This is a genomic window from Paenarthrobacter sp. NEAU-H11, from assembly GCF_050573415.1.
Taxonomy (GTDB): domain Bacteria; phylum Actinomycetota; class Actinomycetes; order Actinomycetales; family Micrococcaceae; genus Arthrobacter.
Map to the genome: position 1 here is coordinate 75,166 of NZ_JBNZGA010000010.1, position 23,182 is coordinate 98,347.

Genomic DNA, 23,182 nt, shown 5'->3' on the forward strand with positions numbered 1-23,182 from the left:
GAACACACCGCCATGCGCTGATTTGGGCCGGCCCGGATTCCGGGTGCGGCCAGCTTCAGGGTTCCCCGAACCCGGCCTGCACCAGCCCGCCAACATAGTTCACGGCCCGCTCCGCGTCGGCACCCCAGGCTTCCACATGCAGCACGGCCCCCTTCCCCGCGGCGAGCGTCATCAGTCCCGTCATGGATGCCCCGTCCACCCCGTTCACGGTCACCTCGGCATCCATTGCGGACAGGCCGCCGGCGATCTTCGCGGCCGGGCGCGCGTGCATCCCCGCCAGGTTGACCAGCTCAAAGTCCCCGGTGAAGTCCGGGCCCCCTCCGGTGACGCGTCCTTCCTCAACGCTGCTGAGGGGCGGTTGTTCCTGGTCGCGGACCGGACCACCCGCAGCTTCCGCCGCCCGCTTGACTGCCTGCATATCCGCACCGCCCTGGGCCGCAACGGCTGCTGCCACGAGTCCCTCCACGAGCGGCGCGTCGGCCAGCACCATGTCTTCGGCGTTTTCCGCGAACTCCAGCGCGGACTCGGCAGTCATCACCGCGGACCCCAGGTCGGTGAGGATCACAGTGCCCCCGCTGCCAGCCTTGTCCAGCGCGGCCAGGACCTTTTCGAGGCTGGTGCCGATCCTGCCGTCCGAGGTGCCTCCGGCGGTCAGGACCACGACGTCGGGTGCCATCTGGGCGGCAAGCTCGGCAGCGCCGTCGGCAATCTTCCCGCTGTGGGAGACCACCACAAGGCTCACGGTCATGCAGCTGCCCCCACCGCGGCGCGGAGAATCAGCGCTGAGGAGGCGGCGCCGGGGTCCCGGTGACCGGCGCTGCGCTCCCCAAGGTAACTCGCGCGGCCTTTGCGCGCCACCATGGGATCGGTGGCGACGGCACCGGCTTCGGCGGCCTCGGCTGCTGCAACCAGGACCGCCAGGACATCCGAACCGCCGTTCAGCGCAGCCTTTTGCGCTGCCTCCGCCGCCGGAGTCCAGGCATCCACCATTGTCTTGTCCCCGGATTCGGCCTTCCCGCGGGCCACAATGCCGTCCCGGGCTGCGGCCAGGGCGTTTGCCCACGCGGCCGGATCGATTTCCGCGGAGTCCCCCAGGGACGTGGCCGCCCGGAGGAAGGCCGTGCCGTACAGAGGGCCGGCAGCCCCGCCGACCTTGGACATCAGGGTCATCGCGGTAAGTTTCAAGGCAGCCCCGGGTGTCTCCGGGGGCGCCTCCGCCAGCTTCGACAGGACGGCTTGGAAACCCCGGTCCATGTTTTCCCCGTGGTCCGAATCGCCGATGGCGCGGTCGAGTTCAATCAGGTAGACCCGGTTTTCTGCCATTGCCTGCGCGGACAGCGTCAGCCACTTCACCGCCCAGGTGACGTCCAGGGGCACTGCTACACGCCCCAGCGCAGTGCTGCCGTGTGCACCGGTGCGTCCCACAAGTCCGTTAGCTCGTCATCCAGCCTCAGTACTGAGATGGAGCAGCCCTGCATCTCCAGGGAAGTGATGTAGTTGCCCACCAGTGAACGCTCCACGGCGGCGCCCCGCTCGGCCAGGACCTGCGCAGCCCGCCGGTAGACGATGTACAGCTCACTCAGCGGCGTGCCGCCCATGCCGTTGACGAACAGCAGGACTTTATCCCCCGACGTGATACCCAGATCGGCCAGCACGGGTTCCAGCAGCCGGTCCGTAATGCCGTCGGCATTCTCCATGGGGATGCGGTGGCGCCCGGGCTCTCCGTGGATGCCGATGCCGATTTCAATCTCGTCCTCGGCCAGGTCAAAGCTGGGCGAGCCTGCATGCGGGACGGTGCAGGCGGACAGGGCCACGCCCATGGTGCGGACATTGGCGTTGACCCGTTCGCCGATGGCGGCCACAGCCTCCAGGTCATCGCCCCTTTCGGCGGCGGCACCGGCAATCTTCTCCACCAGCACCGTCCCGCCTACGCCGCGGCGGCCTGCGGTGTACAGGGAGTCCTCGACCGCGACGTCGTCGTTCACCAGGACCGTGCGGATGCTGACGCCCTCGGCTTCCGCCAGTTCGGCTGCCGTCTCAAAGTTCAGGACGTCGCCGGTGTAGTTCTTCACGATATGGACGACGCCGGCCCCCGAGTTGACCGCGAGGGTGGCCGGAAGGATCTGGTCCGGCGTCGGCGAGGTGAACACCGCCCCCGGCACGGCGGCGTCGAGCATTCCCCGCCCCACAAAGCCGGCGTGCAACGGCTCGTGCCCGCTGCCGCCTCCGGAGACCAGGCCCACCTTGCCGTTCACAGGCGCGTCTTTGCGCGTGATGAACGTTGGATCTGAGCTGACGGTAACCAAGTCGGCGTGGGCCAGGCCAAAGCCCTGCACTGATTCATCTACTACGGCCCGGGGATCGTTAATGAGTTTTTTCATGGCGGCGCTCCTGGTTCTACTGCCTGGAGAATGTCACTTTGACCCTACTACCGGCAGGCCGGATGGCGGTAGGGATCCCCGCCCGGCAATCCAGCCCGGCGGCAGACGCAGGAAAGGGACAGCCCCCAAATGACTGTCCCTTTCTGTGGGCCCCCCATCCCGGCCTCAGCCAGTTTATCCATCAAATCGAATAAAACAAGTCCTCACAGATCAGGCGGCTGCTACAGCACTTTGATCATGCGTGTGTTGCCCAGGGTGTTGGGCTTGACCCGCGCGAGGTCCAGGAACTCGGCAACACCCTCATCATGCGAGCGGAGGAGTTCCGAATAAACCACGGGATCAACTGCTGACTGGTCGGCCATGACGTCGAAGCCGTGGCGCTTGAAGAAGTCCACCTCGAACGTCAGGCAGAAAACACGGGAGACGCCAAGGGCCCGGGCTTCATCCAGGAGGCTTTCCACCAGCACGTGCCCTACTCCCTTGCCGCGCCAGTCCTGGGAAGCAGCGAGCGTGCGGACCTCGGCAAGGTCTTCCCACATGACGTGCAGCGCGCCGCAGCCAATGACCTCGCCGTCGCTGGATTCAGCGATCCGAAACTCCTGCAGGCTTTCGTAGTAGGCCACCGTCTCCTTGGCCATGAGGATCCGCTGCTCCGCCAGCGGCGCCACCAGCTTCTTGATGGCGGGGACGTCACCGGTTCGGGCAGGGCGAATATGAAAGGAGTCAGTCACAGGGCAATCCTAGTTCGCGGTCAAAGGCAGCCCCACCGCGCCCTTCTTTCCGGGTATTTCGGCCCTGTCCGTTTGACAGTGCCGCCGGGTGTTTCCGGGGCCCGCACAAATGCCGCGCAGCCGGGCCCCTGGTGGGTTAGTCACGCGGCCGGGAATGCCACCTGGACTGCTTCCCGATGGAATTGCGGGACTCCGCATCTGTCAGCTTGCCGCCCTTTTGTACTTCCTTTCCCTGTGCGGGCACCAGCAATCTTTTGGCTGTACGGCTTTCCATCCGGCCGGAAACTGCCGCCGGCTTTCCTTATCCGGGCCGCCATTTCTTTTCGACGATGAGGGCACGGCCAGCAAAAGGCCTTTGCAAAGCCCCGCCCGCGCCCTTTTTGGGAGCGGGCGGTGCTTTGCCTGAATAGGGGCATTGCCTGAATAGTTTGCCCGAAAAGGGCGTTCCCTAAACCCTGCCGGAAAGGCTACAGCCCGAGTTCGGCGGGCAGTGGCACGTCCTGGTCTAGGACGTTCCTGGCCAGGAATGACTCCACAACCTGATACCAGACCTTTGAATGCTGCGGCTGGAGCACCCAGTGGTTCTCGTCCGGAAAATACAGGAACCGATGCGGCGTCTGCCCGTCCTGGTCCGCGGCGAGCTTTGACTTGGACAGCAGCTCGTACCAAAGCCGCAGCCCCTCGCCGATGGGCACCCGGTAGTCCTTGTCCCCGTGGATCACCAGCATGGGCGTGCCGATGTTTTCGACGTGAAGGTGCGGTGAGTTGTCCAGCGCCATCTCTTCTGTCATTTCCTTCAGCCAGTACTGCGAGGCGTCCGTGGTGGGGCCGAACTGGTCCAGCGCCCACAGGCTCGCGTGCGTCACGATTGCCCTGAACCGGTCCGTCTGCCCTGCCACCCAGTTGGCCATGTAGCCGCCGAAGGACCCTCCCATGGCGGCGGTGCGGCCGGCGTCGATGTCGGGCCGCTGGACCGCGGCGTCCGTGACCGCCATCAGGTCCGCGTACGGTGCTTTGCCCCAGGCTCCCCACCCGCGCTGGATGTGGGCCTGGCCGTACCCGGTGGAGAGCGCAGGGTCGGGCAGGAGGACCGCATAGCCCTTGGCAGTCATCAGCCACGGGTTCCACCGCCAGGTCCAGGCGTTCCAGGACCCGAGCGGTCCACCGTGGATCCACAGGAGCATGGGCGCCGGAGACTCCGCTGACGCGCCCTCCGGCAGCGCGAGGTAGGCCGGGACACGGGACCCGTCCGCCGTCGTCGCAGCGATGCGTTCCAGCCTGCCGGGGCACACCGGCCGCTCCGCGGGGGCGGGCAGCCGCGTGGCCTCGCCCGTCCGCAGGTCCAGCCGTACCGCTTCAGGCGGGAACTCGTAGGAGCTCCGCAGGGCGTAGGCGCTGCGTCCGTCCGGCGAAACCACGACGTCGGAGTAGGCCGCAGCGTCCTGCGTCACCCGGGCGACACTTACTTCAGCCGCGCCGGCGGGGACGCTGATCCGGAAGACCGGCGACGCGCCGTCGTCGTCCGCGGTGACCAGGAGGGCGGACCCGTCCGGAAGCCAGGCAGCGGGCTTGGGCCACCGGTCCCAGTCGTGAGCCAGCGGCACCAGGCCGCCCGGGGCGTCTCCGCCTTCCCCCGCTACGTCCAGCAGGTGGAGCTTGACCTGCGGGGCCTCCTGCGGCGTGGTGTCGCTTTCGCTGACAACTGCCAGGGTGCTGCCGTCGGGGCTGACGGGACCCGGGAAAAAGCTCATGCCCTCCTCGTCCAGAAGCACCTTGGTGCTGCCGGAGGCCACGTCCACGGCCACCAGGATGGACCTGCTGTCGGCCTTGGCCAGCGGCTTGGTGTAGCTCGTGTAGATGGTTTTGCCATCGGGGCTGACCACGGCTTCCGCCTCCCGCAGCCTGGGTCCGGCATCCGGTGTGAGGTTCCGCAGGACCAGCGGCGCGGTGGCATCGACGGTTGCCGGTTTGCCGCCGTCCTGTGCTTCGCCCGGCTCAACCGCGAAGATCCGGGGCTGGCCCGGTCCCAGGTCCGCGTCCCAGTACCGGACCGGATATTCACTGTGCAGGATGGCGGAGACCTTGCGGTCCTTCCGAGATTTTCGGCGTTCGGCGTCCTCCTCTTCGTCGGCGGAACCGGCCAGGACCTCCGCGGTCACGAAGGCGGCGTCGGCGTTCCGGGCCGTCAGCACGGCGCCCACTCCGCCGGCCCGGTTCAACACCACGCGGGCTTCGCCGCCGTCCGCGGGAAGCAGCCAGAGCGCCTTGACGGGCTCCTCCTCGGGGCTGTCCGGGTCCGGCCGCGCGGAGGTGAAATAGACGTCCCCGTTGGCGGCGAACGCCGCCCCCGCCTCACCCTTGGCGCTGCGGGTAATCCGCCGGGCGTGCTTTTGCCCCGCGGGATCCAGCTCCCACAGGGCGGTACCGAATTCGGTGCCTTTCCCGTTCAGGGTGGCCACGGTAGTGACCAGCCGGGTGCCGTCCGGGCTCAGGGCGAGGCCACTTACCCGCGGGATTGACAAATAATGGTCCAAATCATGAAAAGGGGTCAAAGGTCGCTCATCCGGGATCGCCGGTTCCAAGTTAGCCATGCCCCGATTCAACCCGACCGTGTCCTACATCACAAACCGCTACCTACCCACGGAACGACGCCGGCGCTCAAGTTCAAAGGGGAGGCAGGGCGCCCGGGTCCGCTCCGGCGACGACCATCAGACATTTCCCGGCGCCTGCTCGTTCCTCGCTTTGACGGCGCCTACATAAATGCCTGATGTCCGTCGCCTCGTGCATAGGCGCGCCTCACGCGAAGCGGAGGGGCCGGGGTCATTTGTGTAGCTTGCGTCAACGCGACGGAGGAGCAGCAAGCGGCAAATGACTCCGGTGCCGCAGCGACTTAGCCACGGGTGACCGCCGGATGCCAACACTTTGACGGGACCGGGGGCAAAGCGAAGGCCCCGCCTGCTCGGGGAGCTGGCGGGGCCTTCGGTTTTTGGTGCTTAGACGCTCGGGGCGATTTCCGGGATGCGCGGCTTGGCGTTGCCGGCGAAGGTGAACTTCGCGTCGTCGCCTTCGCCTTCCACGTCCACAACGACGATGTCGCCGGGGTGGATCTCGCCGAACAGGATCTTCTCGGAGAGCTGGTCCTCGATCTCGCGCTGGATGGTCCGGCGCAGCGGCCGGGCACCCATGGCGGGATCGTAGCCGCGGGTTGCGAGGAGCACCTTGGCGGCCTTGGTGAGCTCGATGCCCATGTCCTTGTCCTTGAGGCGCTTCTCCAGCCGGGTGACGAACAGGTCCACGATCTCGATGATCTCGTCCTGGGTGAGCTGCGGGAACACCACGACGTCGTCCACACGGTTCAGGAACTCGGGGCGGAAGTGCTGCTTGAGCTCCTCGGTCACACGGGCACGCATGCGGTTGTAGCCGGTCTGCGTGTCGGTGCCGGACTGGAAGCCGGTGGCCACACTCTTGGAGATGTCCCGGGTACCCAGGTTGGTGGTCATGATGATCACGGTGTTCTTGAAGTCCACCACGCGGCCCTGGGAGTCGGTCAGGCGGCCGTCTTCCAGGATCTGCAGCAGCGAGTTGAAGAGGTCCGCGTGGGCCTTTTCAACTTCGTCGAACAGCACCACGGAGAACGGACGGCGGCGGACCTTCTCGGTCAGCTGGCCGCCTTCCTCGTAGCCCACGTAGCCCGGAGGGGCACCAAAGAGCCGCGAGACGGTGTGCTTCTCGGAGTACTCGGACATGTCCAGGGTGATGAGGGCGTCCTCTTCACCGAACAGGAACTCCGCGAGTGCCTTGGCCAGCTCGGTCTTGCCGACGCCGGTGGGGCCGGCGAAGATGAACGAGCCGCCGGGGCGCTTAGGGTCCTTGAGCCCTGCACGGGTACGGCGGATGGCCTGGGAGAGGGCCTTGATGGCCTCGTTCTGGCCCACCACGCGCTTGTGCAGTTCGTCTTCCATCTTCAGCAGGCGCGAGGACTCCTCCTCGGTCAGCTTGAACACGGGGATGCCGGTGGAGTTCGCCAGCACCTCGGCGATGAGATCCTCATCCACCTCGGAGATGTCGTCCATGCCGCCGGACTTCCAGTGGCGCTCCTTCTCCGCGCGCTCGGAAATCATCTTCTGCTCCTTGTCGCGGAGCGCGGCGGCACCTTCGAAGTCCTGCGCGTCAATCGCGGACTCCTTTTCCATCTTCAGCTTGGCGATGCGCTCGTCCATGGCCTTGAGCTCCGGCGGAGCGGTCATGCGGCGGATACGCAGCCGGGCACCGGCTTCGTCGATCAGGTCGATCGCCTTGTCCGGCAGGAAGCGGTCCGAGATGTAGCGCTCGGCGAGGCTCGCAGCAGAGGCCAGGGCGCCGTCGGTGATGGTGACGCGGTGGTGCGCCTCGTAGCGGTCACGCAGCCCCTTGAGGATCTCGATGGCGTGCGCCACGGAGGGTTCCTTGACCTGGATCGGCTGGAAGCGGCGCTCCAGCGCGGCATCCTTTTCGATGTGCTTGCGGTACTCATCCAGCGTGGTGGCACCGATGGTCTGCAGCTCGCCGCGGGCCAGCATGGGCTTCAGGATGGAAGCGGCGTCGATGGCTCCTTCAGCGGCACCCGCGCCCACAAGGGTGTGGATTTCGTCGATGAAAAGGATGATGTCGCCGCGGGTGCGGATCTCCTTGAGGACCTTCTTCAGGCGCTCTTCGAAGTCACCGCGGTAACGCGAGCCTGCCACCAGGGACCCCAGGTCCAGGGTGTAGAGCTGCTTGTCCTTGATGGTTTCGGGGACGTCGCCGCGGACAATCGCCTGGGCCAGGCCCTCGACGACGGCCGTCTTGCCGACGCCCGGCTCACCAATCAGGACCGGGTTGTTCTTGGTGCGGCGGGAGAGGACCTGCATGACGCGTTCCATCTCCTGCTCGCGCCCGATGACGGGGTCCAGCTTGTTCTCGCGCGCAGCCTGGGTGAGGTTGCGGCCGAACTGGTCCAGGACCACAGACCCTGCAGGCGTGCCCTCGGGCTGCCCGGAGCCGACGCCTGCGCCGGTGGTCTCCTTGCCCTGGTAGCCCGACAGGAGCTGGATGACCTGCTGGCGGACCCGGTTCAGGTCGGCGCCGAGCTTGACCAGCACCTGGGCAGCAACACCCTCACCTTCGCGGATGAGGCCCAGCAGGATGTGCTCCGTGCCGATGTAGTTGTGGCCCAGCTGGAGGGCTTCGCGCAGCGAGAGCTCCAGCACCTTCTTGGCACGGGGCGTGAAGGGGATGTGGCCGGACGGCGCCTGCTGGCCCTGTCCGATGATCTCCTGCACCTGCTCGCGAACGCCGTCGAGCGAAATGCTCAAGGACTCAAGAGCTTTGGCGGCAACACCCTCACCCTCATGGATAAGACCCAAGAGGATGTGTTCGGTACCGATGTAATTGTGGTTCAGCATGCGTGCCTCTTCTTGGGCAAGCACAACTACGCGACGGGCACGGTCCGTAAATCGCTCAAACATTTCGCCACACTCCTAGCTACGACGTACTTTGATGCTACGTGGCTGGCCCCTGGTTGTGGAGCGTGTTCGCCACAGGGGAAACCGTGGTGGTTCGGGAATATCCTGAGAAGGGGTCCAGGGAGGTAATGAGATGTCGCAGGTGGATCTGAAACGCGTCCGTCGTCCGGCGGAAGTTGCCGTGGCGGCCGGCATTGTCTGGCTTGCGGGCATCAGTCCGGTGCCCGGCGTCTACCTCGAACCCGATCCCGCCCGGCGGCTCACGATGCTCCGCAAAGGGCAGCGCTCATGGATCGTGGGACAGCACGTCGCCGCGGCCGGAACCGCGGCGATGCCCGCCGCCTTCGCACGCCTGGCCCTTGCCCTCCCTGCCGGCCGGGCCAGGACGCTGGTGGCCGCAGCCACCGCCGCCCTTGCCGCGGGGGCGCCCCTGTTTGTTTCCCAGCTCGCCCTGCGCGCCTCCGACCTGGAGCGCTTCGCTGCACGCCGGCTTCCGGGCTGGCCGTTCCTCAGCTACGCGTGGCTGCACGTGCTTGCCCTCGGGTCCCTGTCCGGAGCGCTGGCAAGCCTTCCGGACAGGGAAAAGGAAGCGGCCGCCGTCGCTCTCGCCACACTGGGATCCGGGGCGGTCCTGGCGAAGACCGGTGACATCCCGCCGTTCGTGTTCTATGTCGCCGAACAAATTGCCGCCGCAGGTTTCCTGCGCGGCAATCCTCCGCGGCACCCGCATGAACCGTCGCTGCCCGAGTAATGGGCAGCCGCCCATTCCCGGCCCGGAACGCAAAGGCCCGGAACGGGAAAAGGCCCTGCTTCCCGTATGGGAAGCAGGGCCTTTTTATCCGAGGCACGAACTAGGAATGGGCCTTTTGGTAGGCTTCCTGGATTTCAGCCTGAATTCGGCCGCGGCTGTTAACCGTGTAGCCGTTTTCGCGGGCCCATTGCCTAATCTGTGCAGAGTCGTGGCTGCGTCCCCCCGATGCCGCCTTGGCCCGGGCCGGGCGGCCGCCGGAAGTTTTCCGTGCGGCTGCAACAAAACGTTCCAGCGAAGAACGAAGTTCAGCGGCGTTTGCCGCCGAAAGATCGATCTCGTAGTTCGTCCCGTCAAGGCCAAACTTCACATTCTCGTCTGCGGATCCCCCATCCAGATCATCAACGAGGATGATGTTTACTTTCTGTGCCATTTAAGACTTCCTTTTGGAAAGGGTTCGGTGTGCAGAAAAGCAGGATGTTTCCTTAAAAGTATGACTCCCTTTATGGCAACGCGTCAAAGCGGCAAATGGTTCCGGGGGATATTGGAGGGAAAAGCCAGGGGTTTATCAATTCGATTCCGGGTCCGGCCGGTCCGCGGGGGATGCCGCCTTAGCTTCGGCTTCGGCCTGGGCCTGGGCTTCCGCCTGGCGTTCCGCTTTGTCCGCATTGAAAATCGATTTCATGGCGAACCAGAAAAGCAGGCCGACCACCACGGAGGGAAGGAGGACAGCTACATATTCCACGGTCAGTGGCCTTCCGGCTTGAGCAACGGGAACAGAATCGTTTCGCGGATTCCGGCGCCCGTGAACAGCATGACGAGCCGGTCGATCCCCAGTCCGATTCCGCCCATCGGCGGAGCACCGTACTCAAGGGCACGCAGGAAGTCCTCGTCCAGCTGCATTGCCTCGTCGTCCCCGGCGGCCGCATGGCGTGACTGCTCGGTCAGGCGTTCGCGCTGGATAACGGGGTCAATCAGCTCGGAGAAGGCGGTGCCGCGTTCCATTCCGCCGATGATGAGGTCCCAGGCTTCGATCAGGCGGCCGTCCTCGCGGTGCGGACGGGCCAGCGGCTGGGCGGACGGCGGGTAATCGTAGACGAAGGTGGGGTTCAGCAGCGTGGGCTCCACGATCTCGCCGAACAACTCAACAGCGAGCTTCTCGGCATCCCACTTCGGGTCCACCTTGACCTCGTGCTTTGCGGCGATGTCGCGGAGCACCTCCAGCGGAGTATCCGGCGTGACTTCCTGGCCAACGGCGTCGGAAAGCCCCGGGTACACGGCAAGCCAGGCCCACTCGCCGTCGAGGTTGATCTCCCCGGCGTCCGTCTGGAGGACACGTCCGGCACCCACGGCGTCGGCGGCGTCGAGGATGATCTCCTTGATGCGTTCGGCCATCACGAACTGGTCAGCCCACGCCTCGTAGCACTCAAGGGTGGTGAACTCCGGGCTGTGGGTGGAGTCCACGCCCTCGTTGCGGAACACGCGGCCCATGTCGTAGACGCGGTCGATCCCGCCCACCACAGCGCGCTTGAGGTAGAGCTCGGTGGCGATGCGCAGCGTCATCTTCTGGTCGAAGGCGTTCATGTGGGTCTCGAACGGACGCGCCAGCGCGCCGCCGTGGACCAGGTTGAGGATGGGGGTCTCCACCTCCACGTAGCTGTGGCGGAAGAGTGTTTCGCGGATGGAGCGGGTGATGGCGGCGCGGGTGTAGACCATTTCGCGGGCTTCGTCGCGGACCATCAGGTCCACGTACCGCTGGCGGACACGGGTCTCTTCGTTCAGTTCCGCGTGCAGCACAGGCAGCGGGCGGAGCGCCTTGGAGGCCATGGACCAGGACTCTGCCATGACGGACAGTTCGCCGCGGCGGGAGGAGATGACCTCGCCCTTGATGAACACGTGGTCGCCGAGGTCAACCAGGGCCTTCCAGTCCGCGAGCGCCTCTTCGCCGACGTTGGCGAGGCTCAGCATGGCCTGGAGCCGGGTTCCCTTGCCGTCAGTGCCGCCCTCCTGGAGGGTGGCGAAGCACAGCTTGCCGGTGTTGCGGATAAACACCACGCGGCCGGTGACTCCCACGGTGTCCCCCGTGGTGTCGTCCGCCTCAAGGTGGGCGTACTTCTCGCGGATTTCGGCGAGGGAGTGCGTCCGCTCCACCCCCACCGGGTACGCCTCGGTGCCGCGCTCGATCAGTTTGGCGCGCTTCTCCATGCGGATCCGCATCTGCTCGCTGGCGTCGAGGGGCTCTGGGGCGTTCTTGGGCGCGGGGGTGTTTTGGGAAGTCACAATCCCCAAGTTTACCGGGAGTTGGACAGCCCGGCTTCGCGGCTGCCCGCAGGCGCCTGCCTAGGATGGGGTGGTGAAAGAACAGGTACTTCCAACGCACGACGGCGGCCGGCTGGCTTTGTACAGCTACGGCACCGAAGATGCGCCGGGAGAACGCCGGGTGCTGCTGATCGGCGGGGCCTTCCTCACCGCCCTGATCTATCGGCCCTTTTCCGTGGCCCTGGCGAAGGGCCTCGGTGACAGGTGGGCCGTTGACGTGTATGACCGCCGCGGGCGCGGAAGCTCGTCGGAACAGCCAGCGGACTACTCCATGGCCACCGAGATCGCGGATGTGCGCACGGTCCTGGACGCCACGGGCGCTAGGAACATCCTGGGCCACAGCCTGGGCGGATCCGTGGCCCTCAACGCGGTCCAGGAGTTCACCGGCACCGCGTACGTGCCGGACAAGCTTGCGGTGTACGACGCCGCCGTGAACATCGACGGCAGCATCGACACAGGCTGGCTGGACGGGTTCGAGGACGCCGTGAACTACGGCAGGGTGGGCCATGCCCTGGCCCATATGAAGAAGGCCACCAAACCGGGTTCGGCTTTGGCGAGGATCCCCGAGCCCGTCCTTGCCGGGCTGATGGCCGTGCTGTCGCGGACCAAGGTGAACCGGATGTTCCAGGAAGTCATGCCCAGCGGGGTGGGCGAGCTCCGGGCCGCCTACAAGGAGGCGGACCATGCCAGGGACTTCAGCGTGCTTCCTGCCAACACCCACTTCATGGCGGGCGGCAAGAGTCCCGGCTATTACAAGGCAACGGCCGAGCGGCTGCACGCTGCGGTCCCCGGCAGCACCTACGAGCTCTCCCCCAAGTGCTTCCACGGTTCCATCCCGGCTGCCGTGGACGAACTGGTCACCGACATTTCCACGTACTTCAAGGGCTAGGCACCGCGGCTGGACCCTGCCAGCGCGACGTCCCCGAGGTCCTGCCCCACGCCCTTGGGACGGGACAGATGGTCCTTGGCGGCCAGCCAGTCGCCGTAGAGCGTGATGTCCTCCCCCTGTGCGGCGGCCACCGCATCGCAGGCGAACCCCACAGCCCGGGAACCGTCGGCCAGTTGGATTGATCCGAGCAGCATGGGTTCTGGCAGGGCAGCCAGGAACGCCCCAAGTCCGGCTTGGGACACGAGCCACCGTTCCCCCACAAGCTCGGCTCCGCCGTCCTCCGCACGGTACACCCCTGGCTTCGGCGGTTCGGTGTCCAGGGACACCATCCGGTAGCGGGCCGCGGTGCGGACGGGGCCGTCCCAGGCGGCGCCGAGCTCCTCCAGCTGGCGGGCCAGGGGCTGCCCCTTCCGGTGCGCGCCGACCACCACCAGCGGCACGGCGGTTGCGCCTGCGGCCACCGGCCAGGGAACGGACGACGACGGGTGGGCAGCTTCGCCGGCAGCCGCCGGCGCCGCGCCAGGCTCGTGAAGGGCACGAGCGAAGAGGGCAGGCGCTTCGGGGGTCACCTCGAGGAGCCGGGCGATGTCCGCGGCAACGGCGTCCTCGAACGTCCGTGCCACCACGGTCAGCCCGAACTGCGCGCCGTCCACCGTGCCGGCCGGCACCGCAACAGCGCTGAGGTCAAACAGGTTGCAGAAGTTCGTGTACGTCCCCATCAGCGAGTTCACTCCCACCGGGTCCGCGGCCACGTCGGCAAGGGTGGGGTGGAACGGGGCGGTGGGGATCAGCAGGGCGTCAAACCCTTCCAGCCGTGCCATCGCCTGCTGCTTCAACGCTTCCAGCTTGGCCGTGTCAGCCACGTACCGGTGGGCGGGCACGCTGCCGGCCGCCCGGATGATGCGTTCCACGGTGGGGTCGATGCCCGCCTGGCTGTGCGCGCCGCCGTCGTACGTCGCCAGGAAACTGCCGACAGCGGCGTGGCGCTCAGCCACCAGCCCGCCGTCGTACAGCAGCCGGGCGGCCTCGAGGAAGGCATCGAATTCGATCGCCTCCGCCTCCACGCCCAGTCCCTTGAGCCGGTCCACATTGCGGTGGAATTCGGCTGCCCAGGCCTCCGGCAGCGCCGGCAGGGTTGCGGGATAGGCGACCCGCGGCTTTTCCGGTGCCGCCAGCCGGATGTCCGCCGGCCAGGACCGGGCTCCTCCCGCCATCACGCCCATGGCGAGCTCCGCCGTCGAGAGGTGGCGGGCGAAGATGGTGACGGCGTCCCAGGACCGGCATGCGGGCACGACGCCGGCGGTGGACACAACATCCAGCGTCGGCTTGATGCCCACGATCCCCTGCAGCCCGGCGGGCACGCGGCCCGACCCGGCGGTGTCCGTTCCGATGGCGATATCCGCCAGGCCAAGGGCCACAGCGACTGCCGAGCCGGAGCTGGAGCCGCCGGAAATGTAGTCCGGTCGGCGGGAATCCCGGACCGCCCCGTGCGGGCTGCGGGTGCCCACCAGGCCGGTGGCGAACTGGTCCAGGTTGGTGGCGCCCAGCACCAGGGCGCCGCCGGCACGGAGGCGGGCCACCGCTTCGGCGTCCTTCTCCGGCAGGTAGGCGAAGCCGGGGCATGCGGCCGTCGTGGGGATTCCCGCGACGTCAACGTTGTTCTTGACGGCGAGCAGGAGCCCGGCCAGCGGCAGTCGGGCTCCACCCGACACCGCCGTGTCGATGGCGGCGGCCTCCGCCAGGAGGTCATCCGCACTGCGCAGGGTGATCCAGATTTCCGGACGGTCCACTGCATCCAGCGCGGCCAGCGCCGCCTTGACCCGCGTGCCGGCCGGGCCGGTGGTTACGGTGCTCATACTGTTGCCTCTTCCAGTTCCTGCGCTTCGGCAACGGACACGGACTCCGCATCCGCGCTGCCGAGGACCACCACTGCCTCTCCCGCCATCACCTGCGAACCGGCGGCCGGCAGGACGCGGAGCACAACGCCGTCACAGGGAGCTTCCAGGACGGTTTCCATTTTCATCGCCTCCAGCGAGACCAGCGCCTGGCCCTGCACCACCCGGTCGCCTTCCGCCACGTCAACCTTCCAGACGCTCGCGGCGAACGGCGCGGCCACGAGGGACCCGCCGTCGGGAACAGTCACCTCATCTGCCACCGGTGAGATGACAGCGGCCAGGGCGTCGGCGCGGTCGAACTCGCCGGCGTCGGCCCATGCCTGCCGTTCCACGGCGAATGCCTCGCCCTGCTTTTCCCGGAACGCCGCGATGGACTCTCGGTTTTCCTCGAGGAACACCTCGTGCTCGGCCAGCGAAAAGGTTCCGTCCTCGATCTCCACTCCGCGGCCGCGGCCGGCGGCCATGTCCGCGCGGAGATCCAGGAGTTCCTCGGGGCTGACCGGGTACCAGGAGATCCGGTCGAAGAAGCGCAGCAGCCACGGCGAACCGGGCTCGAACGGGGCGGACTCCGCGTAGCGCGACCAGACCTGGGTGGTGCGGCCTACGAACTGGTAGCCGCCAGGTCCTTCCATGCCGTAGATGCACATGTACGCGCCGCCGATGCCCACCGCGTTTTCCGGGGTCCAGGTGCGGGCGGGGTTGTACTTGGTGGTGACCAGGCGGTGCCGGGGATCCAGCGGCGTGGCCACCGGGGCGCCAAGGTAGACGTCGCCCAGCCCGAGGACCAGGTACTCGGCGTTGAACACAGTGTCGAAGACGTCATTGACCGAGTCCAGGCCGTTGATCCGCCGGATGAATTCGATGTTCCAGGGGCACCAGGGGGCGTCGTCGCGGACGCCCGCCATGTAGCGTTCGATTGCCTCGCGGGTGGCGGGGTCGTCCCAGGACAGCGGCAGCCGGACGGTGCGGCTGGGAACCACCAGCTCGGAACTCGCCGGCAGTGCCGCCTCGATCTCCCGGACCAGTCCCAGCAGGCGCTTCGTGGACAGGACCGCGGGATCCACCTTGACCTGCAGGGAGCGGATGCCCGGGGTGAGGTCCACGATGCCCGGAACGCGGAGCTGTTCGAGGTGCTGGTGCAGGGCGTGCACCCGGGCGCGGAGGCCGAGGTCCAGGACCATTTCGCCGTACTCCACAAGCAGGTTGTCGTCGCCGGAGCGGCGGTAGGTGACCGCGGGACGGCCGGGACCTTCCGGCACCCGGCCCAGCACGCCGTCGTCGCCATCCCCGCGCGGGGCAGGCAGGCTGGCGGCAGCGGCAGTGGCCTTCGACAGGTCCCCGGACCAGCCGGCGTCGCCGGGCAGCACCAGCTGCCGGCCGGGGCCGAGGTCCCTGGCCGACGGCGCCTGGCTGACGCGGACGGGAACGAACCGGACCTTGTCCCCCGGCCGGAGCTGGCCGAGCTTCCAGCGGTCGGCGGTCACCACGGTGACCGGGCAGACGAACCCGCCCAGGCTGGGGCCGTCCGGGCCGAGCAGGATGGGGGTGTCGCCGGTGAAGTCCAGGGCACCCACCGAGTACGCGGTGTCATGGATGTTGGACGGGTGCAGTCCGGCCTCGCCGCCGTCGGTCCTGGCCCAGCGCGGCTTGGGGCCGGTCAGCCGGACGCCGGTGCGGGCGGAGTTGAAGTGGACCTCGTACTCGGATGCATACAGCTCTTCGATGTCTTCGCGCTGGAAGAACTCCGGGGCACCGTGCGGGCCTTCCGTCACGGCGAGTTCCCAAGTGGAGCTAAGGGCGGGACGGCTGTCGAGGGGCACTGCTGCTGCGGGGGCTTCTTCAGGTGCGCCGGCGGACGGGGCAACGGCGCGAAGCACGTCGCCGGCGCGCAGGACCCGTCCGGCGTGCCCGCCGAACTGGCCGAGCGTGAAGGTGGAGGCGCTGCCCAGGTACTGCGGAATGTCCAGGCCGCCCTGGAACAGGATGTAGCCGCGCAGGCCTTTGCCGCCGGCCGTGCCGACGTCGAGCGTTCCTCCCGCGGGGACCGTCACCGGCGTCCAGGCGGGCACCTCCTGCCCGTCAACCGTCACTGCCACCTCCGCGCCGGTGACGCAGACAGTGGTGGCGTGCGTGAAGGCCAGGCTGGGGCCGGTCATGGTGAATTCCAGGCCGGGCGCACCTTCCGGGTTGCCCAGGGCGGTGTTGCCGAGCCGGAAGGACAGGTCGTCCATGGGCCCGCTCGGCGGGACGCCGATCTGCCACAGTCCGGTCCGGCCGGGCCAGTCCTGCACGCTGGTCTGCAGCCCGGGGCGGCCCACGGTGATGCGCGGTTCGGGGTCGCCCACGTTGTCCAGGGTGCTCGTGGAGTGCTCGACGCTGCGGACCACGTCCAGGGCGGTGGCGGCGCGGAGCAGCCCTAAGTTGGTCTCGATGCCGTCGATCCTGGTGCCGGCGAGCGCGGCGGCCAGCCGGTCGAAAGCTCCGGTGCGGTCAGTGCCGGAGGTGATGATCTTGCCCAGGAGCGGATCGTAGTTGGTGGACACTTCGGTGCCCGTTTCGGCCCAGGCGTCCACCCGGACGTCCGCCGTTGCGGGGTAGGCGGCGTTGGTGACGGTTCCGGCGCTGGGCTGGAAGCCGCGGGCCGGATCCTCGGCATACACGCGCGCTTCCACGGCGTGGCCGGTCACGGGCAGGCTGTCCGGCACTCCTTCAAGGACGGTGGCGGCTTCGCCGCCGCCCTGGGCCAGGCGGAGCATCCATTCCACCAGGTCCACCCCGGTGACGGCTTCGGTGACGGGGTGCTCCACCTGGAGCCGGGCGTTCACTTCCAGGAAGGACGCTTCCTTGCGGGCGGAGTCGTAGACGAACTCGACCGTGCCGGCCGAGCGGTAGTTGAGGGAGGCGCAGAGGGCCCGGGAGCTGCGGTGCAGTTCTTCGCGCAGTTCGTCCGGGAGGTCGGGTGCGGGTGCCTCCTCGAGGACTTTCTGGTGGCGGCGCTGCAGGGAGCAGTCGCGGTCGCCCAGGCTGACCACACGGCCCTCGCCGTCGCCAAAGATCTGCACCTCGACGTGCCGGGCGTTCTCCACGTACCGCTCGGCGAAAACCCCTGCGGTGCCAAAGCTGGCCCCGGCCAGGCGGGCCACGCGGGGGAAGCTGTCCACGAGCTCGGCCTCGTTGCGGCAGACCGTCATGCCGATCCCGCCGCCACCTCCGGTGGCCTTGAGCATCAGCGGGAAGCCAATCGCGGTGCTGGCCGCAACGGCGTCGTCCACGTCCCCAAGCAGCCCTGAACCGGCGATCATCGGCACCCCGGCTGCCCGGGCGGCGTCGCGCGCTGTGTGCTTGGTGCCGAAGATGCGCAGCTGCTCGGCGGTGGGGCCCACGAAGACCAGTCCCGCCGCTTCCACGGCCTCGGCGAAGGCGGCGTCCTCGGAGAGGAAGCCGTAGCCGGGATGGATGGCGCCGGCGCCGGTTTCCTTTGCCGCCGCCAGGATGGCGTCCACCCGGAGGTAGGACTCCTTGGCCGGCGCGGGCCCCAGCAGTACAGCCTCGTCGGCGAGCCGGACGTGCTTGGCGCCGCGGTCCGCCTCGGAGAAGACGGCAACGGTGCGCAGTCCCAGCTTCTTCGCGGATTCGATGATGCGGCAGGCGATTTCGCCGCGGTTGGCGATCAGGAGGGTGTCGAAGGTGTTCGACGTGTCAATGGAGTTCACAGCGCAGCCTCCGGCCGGGTGACGATCATGCGGACAGGGGTGGGGTTGAAGCCGTTGCAGGGGTTGTTGACCTGCGGGCAGTTGGACACCAGTACCAGGGTGTCCACCTCGGCCCGCAGCGCCACGCGCTTCCCGGGCGCGGACAGCCCGTCCACGATGCCCAGGGCGCCGTCCGGGTCCACCGGGACGTTCATGAACCAGTTGATGTTGGACACCAGGTCCCGTTTGCCCAGGCCCCAGCGCGAGCCCTCGATCAGGAAGTTCTCCACGCAGGCGTGCTGTTCGCGGGTGTGCTGGCCATAGCGGAGGGTGTTGGATTCCTGTGAGCAGGCGCCGCCGATGGTGTCATGAACGCCCACCTCGTCTGCGACGACTGTCATCAGGGGCGCGCCGGTTTCCGCACGCAGGACGGAACCCGTGGTCAGGACAATCGACTGCTGCTGCGCAATGGTGACGGCGGCGGAGTACCGCACGGAGGTGTCGTCCGCCGCGTACAGCAGGCAGTCCACGGCCTGGTTGCCTTCCAGGTCCACAATGGTCAGCACGTCGCCGGCGGAGACGACGGCGGACCAGGGGCCGCGGGCCTCGACGAGCTCGTCGAGGACCACGTCGCCGGGAGCCAGGGCAATGTCGCGGGCGCCTGCTGCGGGAGCGGCGGAGGTGGCGGTGTTCATCGGGCGTTCCTCGCGGTCAGATCGTGTTCGGTGTTGTGCAGTGCCTGCAGGTGTTCGGGAGCCAGGGGACCGGTGAGTGCTCCGGATTCCAGTGCCGCCAGGTCCAGCGGCGCATGCCAGGCCACGATGTCGACGGCAGTCCCGGTGAAGTCAGGGCGCGGGTCCAGGGGGTGGGCGGTGTTGGCCAGTACCAGCACGGTGTCCAGGTGGAGCAGGAGTTCGACGGCGGCGCCCGGCCCGGCGCTCCCGGTGAAGGTGATGCTGCCGGCGGGGTCCACGGTGATGCCCTTGAAGAGGGTCAGCGACGGCGCCACGTCACGCGGGCCAAGCCCGTTCTTGAGCGCTCCAAGGGTAAGCAGCTCGCGGGCGGCAGGGGACGCACTGTGGGCGGTGCCCGCACCGTACCGTGCCGTGTTGCCTGCCAGGGTGGTGGCGCCCGTCAGGGCGTCGTGGCGGGAGGAGGCGTCGGCGACGATCGTGGCCATCAGGCGGCCGGCGTCGGAAAGCAGCGGGTGGCCTGCTGAGGGGTAGGCCTGCCAGGGCACCTTGACGGTGTCCGCGATGTTGAGCCGCTCGTGCAGGGCTCCGGCGCGGTAGAGGAGGGCGTGCACGCAGGCGTCGCCGGAGGTGTCCGTGAGCCTGATCCTGGTGCCCCGGGCCAGGGTCATGGTGGTGTAGCGCCCGAAGGCGAGGGATTCGGCCCAGGTGGGCTGGGCGGCGGCGTCCCCGGTGAGGCCGGCGGTCAGGCGGTCGGGCGCGGAGGCGGCGGGCACAAACCGCATCGTGTCAACGGTCCTGCCGTGCTGCTCCCTGGCATGGGCGCGGGCGCCTGCCGTGGTGGCGGTGCCGGCCGATGCCGGGCTTTCGGTTACTTGAGTCATGTCTATCCCGTGTTGTTCTGGAGCGCGGTTCGTTGCGCGTGGTTGTTCCCGGAGCTGTTGTTCCGCAAGCCGGGGTGGAGCTCCGGTGCGTCAGGCCTTCGAAGCCAGGTTCCGGCGTCGGACCCACATCCCCAGGAGCAGGACGACGGCGACCATCAGCGGCGCTGAGTAAAGGAGGAGTCCGTTTTCGCCGGAGGGGTCGTAGACCTCCGGACGCGGCCAGGCAAGGTTGACCACCATGACGGCGCCGTAGAGGACGGCGAGGATGTTCACCGGGAGTCCCCAGCGGCCCAGCGAGAACAGTCCTTCAGGCAGCGCCTGCCCCACCCGGTTCCAGTCGCCGCGGAGCCTGTTGACGAGCTGCGGCACGGTGACCAGGAGGTAGGCGATGTAGACCATGACGATGCAGACGCTGCAGAGGGTGGTGAACAGGGCGGCGTTGCCAACGTTGATGGCAAGGACGCCGACGGCCAGGGCGCCGATGGCGATCGACGGCCACATGGGCGTACCCCGGGTGGGGTGGACTGTCGACAGCAGGGCGGACGCGGGCAGCTTGCCGTCGCGGGCCATGGAGAACACCAGCCGGGAACCGGCGGTCTGGATGGCCAGGGTGCAGACGAAGATGGCGATGGCCACGTCCACCAGCAGGACCTTGCCCCAGAACGTGCCCAGGACGGCGGTGAGGACGTAGGGCAGGCCCTCGGTGGCAAGGCGGCCGTCGTCGAGGCTTGGCGCGGCCATCAGGGCCGTGATGATCATCAGGGCGCCGCCGATGCCCGAGATGAGCAGGGCGGAAAGAATGGTGCGCGGCGCTGTCCGGCGCGGGTCCTTGGTTTCTTCCGAGAGTTCGCCGGCGGAGTTGAAGCCCACCATCACGTAGGCGGCCATCAGGCCGGACACCAGGAAGGCTCCCACGGCGCCGAGTTCGGACGTCTGGAGCACCGTGGTGTCCGCAACAACCTCAGGTCCGCGCTGGGCTGCGCTGATGAGGGCGAGGATGACGGCCACGACGCCGACGATCTCGCAGGTGACGCCCACCGAGTTGACGTGGGCCATCAGCTTGACGCCGAGCGAGTTGATGATGGTGGTGGCCACCAGGAGGACGGCACCGAGGATGACGGCGTTGGCCGCTCCGCTGACGGTGTTGAGCGCGGGGTCACCGCCAACTATCTGGAAGCCGTCCCAGAGCTGGGGCAGCACCACCTGCAGGGCGATCGCGGCGGCGGCGGCTGTCACCACCTGGGCAATGGCCATGAACCAGCCGGCGAACCAGCCCACTCCCTCTCCCCCGACGCGGCGGGCCCACTGGTACACGGCTCCGGACAGCGGGTAGCGGGCGGCGAGTTCCGCGAAGTTGAGGGCAACGAGGAGCTGGCCCACCAGTACCACCGGCCAGGTCCAGAAGAAGGCCGGCCCCGCGAACGAGTAGCCGAAGGCGAACAGCTGGAAGATGGTGGTCAGGATCGAGACGAAGGAAAAGCCGGCGGCAAAGGAAGCGTAGCGGCCGAGTTTCCGGTGGAGGGTGGGTTCGTAGCCAAGGGACGTCAGATCCGCGTCGTCCGCGTGGACGGCGGGAGCAATGGTTGAGGTCATCGGATTCTCCGGGGGCTGGAATGGCGGGGGCCGCCGGTTCTGCAGCACTCGGCCGAAAGCTGCGGAATACCGGTCACTTGATAGTTTTCCAGCGCGATGTCCCCAACGAGTTTCGCCTCTGTAAAAGGCGCATGGACATCTTGTTTCCACGGTATTTCCGCCTCCTCACCTCCGCCCGGGGTGGCGAAGGCGTGCCCGCCCGGGTGCAAGAATGATGCCGTGACTTCAGCCGGACCGGGACGCCCCCGCAGCCAACAGCCCTCCAGGCCAGGGGCGACTGCCCGGGACGAAATCCTGGATGCGGCGGCCGAGCTTTTCACGACGCACGGCTTCGCCAACACCTCCACCCGGTCCATTGCCGACGCTGTGGGGATCAGGCAGTCGTCCCTGTACCACCACTTCAAAACCAAGGACGACATCCTCGAGGACCTGCTGGAGGGGACCGTGCTGGGCGGGCTGAAGTTTGCCCGCGCGGTGGCCGACCTGCCCCCCGGTGAGGGGACACCGGGAAGCCGGCTTCACGCCGTCGCCCTTTATGACGGCACGCAACTGTGCAGCTCCCGCTGGAACCTCGGAATCCTGTACCACCTGCCCGAAACCCGCGGCGGCCGGTTCGCGCGGTTCCTGGCGGACCGGCAGGAACTGCGGAACCTGTACGGGGAACTTTGCGCGGCCGTGTCCCCGGCGGGTCCTGCCGCAGCTTCGGGGAACCCGGGAGACCTGGCGTTCCGCCTCGTCGAATCCCTGGTCAACCTGCGGGCAGACGGACTGGCAACATCGGAATCTCCGCTCCAGGCGGCCGACGCGGGGCTCATCCTCTGCGGGCTGGCCGAAGAACTCCCTGCCATCCGGGAGCAGAGCGCAGTGCTCATAGGACAACTGGGCTGACCATCCCGGCGCAGGCTGAGGCGAAAATGTCTCCAGGGGTGCAGCGCGCGTGATGCTTGCCTTCAGGTTGCTCAGCTAGGCTCGGAACATGACGCGTGAGAACATCAGGACCCCCGACGGCGGCACGCTGGAGCTCTTCTCCACGGGCACGGAACTCGCTTCCGCCGGTTCGGGCGTTGTTATTGTCCCGCCTTCCATGGTGACCGCAGCGGACTACACGAAGTTTGCGCAGAAGCTCAGCGCGGCCCTGGGCCGTCCGGTGCACACGTTCAACCGGCGCGGCCGCGGTTCGTCATCGCCCCAGCCGGAGGACTACACGCTGGACGTGGACATCCGCGACCTGGACACGGTCATGAAACACACCGCGAGCACGGACGTCTTCGGCCACAGCTTCGGCGGGGCCGTTGCCCTGCACGCGGCGCGGACCCTGCCGGTGGAGCGGCTGGCCGTGTACGACCCCGCGGTCTCCGTGAACCACAGCGTCAAGGCTGACTGGACGGCCGAGTACGAGCGGGCAGCTGCCGCCGGCGACGATGACCGCGCCCTCGCCGTCCTGCAGCGCGGGCTTGAAGCCGGGGGCTCGTTTTCGTCCCGCATGCCGCTCTCGATGCTGACGCTCGCCAACAAGCTCACGGCCGGCACCACCGAGGGCAGGCAGCAGCGCGAGCTGATGCGCACCGGCGTCCGGGAAATCAAGGCCATCATCGCGGCGGACATGCCGGCCGAGCCGTTCCTGGCGCTGCCGCTGGAAACCCTGATCGTGGTGGGCGAAAAGAGCCCGGCGTACTTCGGCGTGGCCTGCGGCCAGATCCACGACGTCCTCTCCGGCTCCAGCTACACGATCCTCCCGGGCCTGGGCCACGACGGCGTCATCAAGGCCCCGGACAGGCTCATCAAGGTGCTCGCGGACTTCTTCGCCGGCTAGCCCAAGTAGGTAGCGCCAAGTGTCGTTTTGAGCGGTCAAAACGACACTTGGCGCTACTCAGT

At 67.8% G+C, this 23,182-nt stretch carries 18 protein-coding genes; 4 read left to right on the top strand and 14 right to left on the bottom strand.

The features are described 5' to 3' along the window. Nucleotides 1-55: 55 nt before the first annotated feature. The 6 genes from dhaM to ACQ3DC_RS13835 form a co-directional block, all read right to left on the bottom strand. Entirely contained in the window at nt 56-748 is a 693-nt protein-coding gene (dhaM, locus tag ACQ3DC_RS13810) for a dihydroxyacetone kinase phosphoryl donor subunit DhaM (RefSeq protein ID WP_430752496.1), read from the bottom strand. Further along, nucleotides 745-1,377, bottom strand: a complete 633-nt coding sequence (gene dhaL, locus ACQ3DC_RS13815) for a dihydroxyacetone kinase subunit DhaL (RefSeq protein WP_321215085.1) — start codon at nt 1,375-1,377, stop codon at nt 745-747. Before dhaL ends, dhaM begins: the two co-directional genes overlap by 4 nt. A 2-nt stretch (nt 1,378-1,379) precedes the next feature. Next, nucleotides 1,380-2,381, bottom strand: a complete 1,002-nt coding sequence (gene dhaK, locus ACQ3DC_RS13820; RefSeq protein WP_157239700.1) for a dihydroxyacetone kinase subunit DhaK — start codon at nt 2,379-2,381, stop codon at nt 1,380-1,382. 221 nt (nt 2,382-2,602) lie between these two features. Continuing rightward, complete coding sequence (locus tag ACQ3DC_RS13825) at nt 2,603-3,112, bottom strand: amino-acid N-acetyltransferase (RefSeq protein WP_104996474.1); 510 nt, start codon at nt 3,110-3,112, stop codon at nt 2,603-2,605. Nucleotides 3,113-3,579: 467 nt separating this feature from the next. Then, complete coding sequence (locus ACQ3DC_RS13830; RefSeq protein ID WP_430752497.1) at nt 3,580-5,703, bottom strand: prolyl oligopeptidase family serine peptidase; 2,124 nt, start codon at nt 5,701-5,703, stop codon at nt 3,580-3,582. A 402-nt stretch (nt 5,704-6,105) separates the two neighbouring features. Beyond that, a complete protein-coding gene (locus tag ACQ3DC_RS13835; RefSeq protein ID WP_157239703.1) occupies nt 6,106-8,598 on the bottom strand; it encodes an ATP-dependent Clp protease ATP-binding subunit in 2,493 nt (830 codons plus the stop codon). A gap of 130 nt (nt 8,599-8,728) precedes the next feature. Between ACQ3DC_RS13835 and ACQ3DC_RS13840 the strand changes: the two genes are divergently transcribed. Next, the gene (locus tag ACQ3DC_RS13840) at nt 8,729-9,346 is read left to right on the top strand and encodes a hypothetical protein (RefSeq protein ID WP_157239704.1); all 618 of its coding nucleotides are present in this window, start codon (nt 8,729-8,731) and stop codon (nt 9,344-9,346) included. Between the two features lie 100 nt (nt 9,347-9,446). Here the strand turns inward: ACQ3DC_RS13840 and ACQ3DC_RS13845 are convergent, their stop codons facing one another. The 3 genes from ACQ3DC_RS13845 to lysS form a co-directional block, all read right to left on the bottom strand. Next, entirely contained in the window at nt 9,447-9,776 is a 330-nt protein-coding gene (locus ACQ3DC_RS13845; protein WP_157239706.1) for a histone-like nucleoid-structuring protein Lsr2, read from the bottom strand. Between the two features lie 135 nt (nt 9,777-9,911). Continuing rightward, complete coding sequence (locus tag ACQ3DC_RS13850; protein ID WP_421092878.1) at nt 9,912-10,088, bottom strand: hypothetical protein; 177 nt, start codon at nt 10,086-10,088, stop codon at nt 9,912-9,914. 2 nt (nt 10,089-10,090) lie between these two features. Continuing rightward, nucleotides 10,091-11,623 (bottom strand): lysine--tRNA ligase, encoded by a 1,533-nt coding sequence (gene lysS / locus ACQ3DC_RS13855; RefSeq protein ID WP_321215080.1) that lies wholly within the window; start codon nt 11,621-11,623, stop codon nt 10,091-10,093. A gap of 73 nt (nt 11,624-11,696) precedes the next feature. Between lysS and ACQ3DC_RS13860 the strand changes: the two genes are divergently transcribed. Beyond that, nucleotides 11,697-12,551, top strand: coding sequence for an alpha/beta fold hydrolase (locus ACQ3DC_RS13860; protein ID WP_430752498.1), 855 nt, complete (start codon nt 11,697-11,699; stop codon nt 12,549-12,551). On the opposite strand, the gene atzF is transcribed toward ACQ3DC_RS13860, so the two are convergent. From atzF to ACQ3DC_RS13885, 5 genes are all read right to left on the bottom strand, one after another. Beyond that, nucleotides 12,548-14,407, bottom strand: coding sequence for an allophanate hydrolase (gene atzF / locus ACQ3DC_RS13865; protein WP_430752499.1), 1,860 nt, complete (start codon nt 14,405-14,407; stop codon nt 12,548-12,550). The two genes, ACQ3DC_RS13860 and atzF, sit on opposite strands and share 4 nt — an antisense overlap. Then, complete coding sequence (gene uca, locus ACQ3DC_RS13870) at nt 14,404-18,159, bottom strand: urea carboxylase (protein WP_430752500.1); 3,756 nt, start codon at nt 18,157-18,159, stop codon at nt 14,404-14,406. Before uca ends, atzF begins: the two co-directional genes overlap by 4 nt. Next, complete coding sequence (locus ACQ3DC_RS13875) at nt 18,156-18,833, bottom strand: urea amidolyase associated protein UAAP2 (RefSeq protein WP_321215076.1); 678 nt, start codon at nt 18,831-18,833, stop codon at nt 18,156-18,158. Before ACQ3DC_RS13875 ends, uca begins: the two co-directional genes overlap by 4 nt. Beyond that, complete coding sequence (locus ACQ3DC_RS13880; protein WP_430752501.1) at nt 18,830-19,714, bottom strand: urea amidolyase associated protein UAAP1; 885 nt, start codon at nt 19,712-19,714, stop codon at nt 18,830-18,832. Before ACQ3DC_RS13880 ends, ACQ3DC_RS13875 begins: the two co-directional genes overlap by 4 nt. A gap of 90 nt (nt 19,715-19,804) precedes the next feature. After that, on the bottom strand, nt 19,805-21,307 hold the full coding sequence (locus ACQ3DC_RS13885) for an amino acid permease (RefSeq protein ID WP_323057843.1): 1,503 nt from the start codon (nt 21,305-21,307) through the stop codon (nt 19,805-19,807). Nucleotides 21,308-21,526: 219 nt separating this feature from the next. On the opposite strand from ACQ3DC_RS13885, the gene ACQ3DC_RS13890 reads away from it, so the two are divergent. Then, on the top strand, nt 21,527-22,195 hold the full coding sequence (locus ACQ3DC_RS13890; RefSeq protein ID WP_430752502.1) for a TetR/AcrR family transcriptional regulator: 669 nt from the start codon (nt 21,527-21,529) through the stop codon (nt 22,193-22,195). Between the two features lie 88 nt (nt 22,196-22,283). Continuing rightward, nucleotides 22,284-23,120: an alpha/beta fold hydrolase gene (locus ACQ3DC_RS13895; RefSeq protein WP_321215072.1), complete on the top strand. Its 837-nt coding sequence runs from the start codon at nt 22,284-22,286 to the stop codon at nt 23,118-23,120. The last annotated feature ends 62 nt before the right edge of the window (nt 23,121-23,182 follow it).